The organism is Streptomyces sp. NPDC000229 (assembly GCF_040300825.1).
Lineage (GTDB): Bacteria > Actinomycetota > Actinomycetes > Streptomycetales > Streptomycetaceae > Streptomyces.
In genome coordinates this window covers 1-3,339 of record NZ_JBEPEL010000157.1, presented here as the reverse complement: position 1 = coordinate 3,339, position 3,339 = coordinate 1, and the positions used below count along the sequence as shown (strand labels likewise).

The following is a 3,339-nucleotide window of genomic DNA, read 5'->3' as shown; positions in this document are numbered from 1 at the left end:
GACGGCCCGTACCTCGCCGGGGCCATGCTGGTGACGCTCGCCGTCTTCGCACCGGTCGCCCTGCTGGTTCCCGCGCTGGGCGGCGGACTGACCGCTTGCGCATCAGCCCTTGGGGCCAGGCGGCCCACGCTGGGGTCGAGCACCGCATTGCGATCGTACGGGCCCTGTTCGAACGAGACGTTGCTGCCGTGGGAGCAGCCGTGGTCACCGCGGGGTGTCCGCCGTACTGCCGTTCACGGTTCACGCCTTGCCCTGCAGCCCCGCCGGTTGCCCCCGCCGCGTCGGCCGTTCCGGCCTCCGGCGGACCAGCCGAACGGCTGCGCTACGCATAAGGCCCGGTCGAACCGCGCCGCCCTTCTAGGCAGTCATCTCATTTGGTGAGTCTGCGGTAGCAGATGAGGGTGCAGGCGATGCTCGTGAATGCGAGGAAGTGATCGGCCTTGCGCTCCTAGCGGCGGTGCAGTCGGCGGCAGCCGGTGAGCCAGGCCATAGTGCGTTCGATGGTCGGCCGAGTCGATGTGAGGTCTCGACGCCCTTGCGTGCGATGCGGTGCCGAATGCCGCGCTGCGACAGCCATTGCCGCAGGTGGCGGTAGTCGTAGCCCTTGTCGGCGTGGAGCTTGCCGGGCTTGCGTCGGCGGGGGCCTCGGCGGGACCGGTCGGAGGTATGCCCTTCACCAGCGGGATCAGGGCCTGGCTGTCGTGGACGTTGGCACCGGAGATTCCGACGGACAAGGGCAGACCGCTTCGCTCGGTGATCAGATGGATCTTCGAGCCGTACTTGCCCCGGTCGACAGGATTCGGACCTGTCAGGTCCCCCTTTCCAGGGCCCGCAGGTTCACCGAGTCGACCGCGCAACGGGACCAGTCCAGCTCGGAGGAGGAGGGGATGGGTTCCCCGGGTACGGACGAGATGCGCCAGGCCATGGACAGCGCCCGGCGGCAGTGACTGCAGAGAGACCTCCGCACACTAGCCAATCGGATCCGGGCCGATGTCCAGGGCCGGTACGCCGGTGAGGGGGTCGGGTGGCCGGCCGGAGCGGAGTGGAGCCTGCTCTACATCGAGAACATCGCCAGCGAGCTGGCTGAGGGCAGGCCATAGGCGCGCCGGTCAGAGCGGGTCTGGTCCGCACAGCGCATAGTTGCGCCGCCGGGTCGGAAGCTTGCGCAGTTCCTCCGCCGTGTGCAGCTGGGGAAGGCGCTGCCAGAGAACACCGGGGGCGTAGCCGTTGCGCCGGGCGGTTTCGATCTCGCGTTCCAGCAAATCCAAGCTCTGCTCGACGGTGGGAAGAGTCTGGCAGTTCCACCGGTGCAGACGGTTGCCGTTGCTGCCCCTCGCGTAGGTGCGGCCTTCTTCGACCCCGTGCCGCCAGCGGGAGATGTCTTCCTCCGCCATCCTGAGGGCGCGGTGAATCTCGCTGCACACCCGGCACCGGCGCCGGCGAGGAGGTTGTACTCGATGCGGTCGATCGCCGCGACGAGGGCGATGTAGACAGCCGGCCACCATCCGAAGGGCGCGGGCGCGCCGCGGCGGACGGTGGCCGGGGGCCACCCGGGGACCACAGTGAAGGCGCGCCGCTCACGGTCGGGGTCGAGTCGGAGGGCGGGTGCGCTCATGGTGTGCCTCCGGTTGGCTCAACGGGGCAGATCAGGGCTTGGCGGTGTAGACGACGCCGGGCAGGTTCTGCGCGGCGGCGCCCCACACCTGGTCCCGAAGGGAACCGTCAAGGCCGAGTGTGTAGAGCAGGTAGGAGGTGGTGATCGAGCGGGTGAGGCGCTGCTGTTCGGCGCGGGTGACCGAGCCGCTGTCGCAGCCGAAGCCGCCGCTGTCGGTGAAGCCGCAGTGGAAGCCGCCGGTGATGACCCGGAGCTGGGTCGGTGCGCGCTTCGCGTCGTACATCTTGCGCTGGTGAGCGTCGACGCCGGCCACGGTGTCCTTGCTTGCTCCGACGTACTGGGCCGGGATCGTGAGGGCTCCGGAGGCCGTGACGGCGGAGGGGTTGGTCTCGGCGGCGGCGAGCGTGCTGACGGTCTTGACAGCCGGGTTGCGGGATGCGGCGAGCAGGGCCGCGCCGCCGCCCATGGAGTGGCCGGACAGGGCGTAGCGGCTGGTGTCGACGGCTCCGGCGAAGCGGGATCCGGCGGTGGCGTTCTGTGCGGTCAGCCAGGCGAGCCCGGCGTTGAGGTCGTCGGCGAAGCCGGTGTGGCTGGGGAAGAGGCCGCCCTGGGACTTGGGCGCGACCGTAATGAAGCCCCAGGAGGCGTAGTGGCGCAGGGTGGACTCGTACTTGGAGATGTCCTGGAGGAAGCCGTGCCCGAAGGCGAGGCCGGGGTGCAGCCCCGGGGCGACGGGTGCGTTGGCGCCCGCGGTCGTGCCGGGATACCAGATCCGGGCACTGTAGGAGCGGCCGGAGGCGGAGACGGTGAGGTCCGTATAGGCCGCGGGGTGGGCCCCGGGCGCGGCGGGGTCGGCCGCGACGGCACGGGCGGCGGGGGTGGCCGCGACGGCGGTGGGGGCCGTCAGGGCAGCGGTGACGGCCAGCATGACGGCGGGGACGGCGCGTATGAGTGTACGCAGCACGGGGAAGCCCTCCTGTGGGGGTATCGGAGAGGGAAACGCTGTACCCCACTTCAGCACATTGACGTGTCTACGCCAACGCTGCGGTCGTTTCTTTCTGCGGAACTTATTTCACTTACGCGTAACGCACCAGGGGCGGCCTGGGGCTTCACCGCCGGATGGTGCAGTGAGGCCAGTAGCCCGGCCAGCATCAGCGCCTCACCCAGGTTTCCCAAAGGCGGCGCCGCGAAGGTCGCAGCCGAGGCCGCGAACACGGCGAGGGCTCCCAGGGCGATCCAAGGGGTCCCGCGGCGCGCCCACGCGGCTACGCGGATTTGCAGCTCGGTGATCGCGATGACGGCCGCCACGGGAAAGGCACCAGGCCCGGTGTCCGTGCAGCGCAGGGTGTCCACCCAGGGGCGGGGCCCAAGGTGCAGGTCCGGGAGGGGCGTGGCCGCGCCGAGCACGGCCGGCGCACCAGCGGCGGCCCACGCGGCACCGAGGGCGGCGCGGCCCGCGCGCAGCGCGAGGGCCGCGCACGGCACCACGAGAGTTGTGCCCAGCTCGTGGACCACGAAGCGGCCGACGCTCAGGGTCTCCAGCAGCCGGCCCTGGCCCAGCAGCGCGCCCGCCGCCACGAGGGCGGAGGCGTAGGCCGGGGCGCAGCCGAGCAGCCCGGTGAGCTGGCCCGGGTGCGCTTTCCCGGCAAGGCGTTCGTACGTTCCCTCGTGCTGCTGCCGATGGTGCCCATGTGTGTAGACAGCGTCGGCCATCGCCGTACTCC

Annotated in this window: 3 protein-coding genes and 1 pseudogene; all 4 read right to left on the bottom strand. The window is 70.9% G+C overall.

Features of this window, described 5'->3' with window-relative positions; all coding sequences use genetic code 11:
- Positions 1 to 370 precede the first annotated feature (370 nt).
- Positions 371 to 877 (bottom strand): annotated as a pseudogene (locus ABT360_RS35165) (IS5 family transposase); the annotation flags it as partial.
- 232 nt (positions 878 to 1,109) lie between these two features.
- Positions 1,110 to 1,394: a hypothetical protein gene (locus tag ABT360_RS35160; protein WP_351825806.1), complete on the bottom strand. Its 285-nt coding sequence runs from the start codon at positions 1,392 to 1,394 to the stop codon at positions 1,110 to 1,112.
- 252 nt (positions 1,395 to 1,646) lie between these two features.
- Positions 1,647 to 2,579, bottom strand: a complete 933-nt coding sequence (locus tag ABT360_RS35155; RefSeq protein WP_351825804.1) for an alpha/beta hydrolase family protein — start codon at positions 2,577 to 2,579, stop codon at positions 1,647 to 1,649.
- A 50-nt stretch (positions 2,580 to 2,629) separates the two neighbouring features.
- Positions 2,630 to 3,339: hypothetical protein (locus tag ABT360_RS35150; RefSeq protein WP_351825802.1), on the bottom strand; the 710-nt coding region annotated here is incomplete at its 5' end.

What these genes read in the sequence shown, in the direction of transcription:
- ABT360_RS35160 (WP_351825806.1), bottom strand. Translation starts at nt 1,394, where the DNA reads ATGGCGGAGGAAGACATCTCCCGCTGGCGGCACGGGGTCGAAGAAGGC.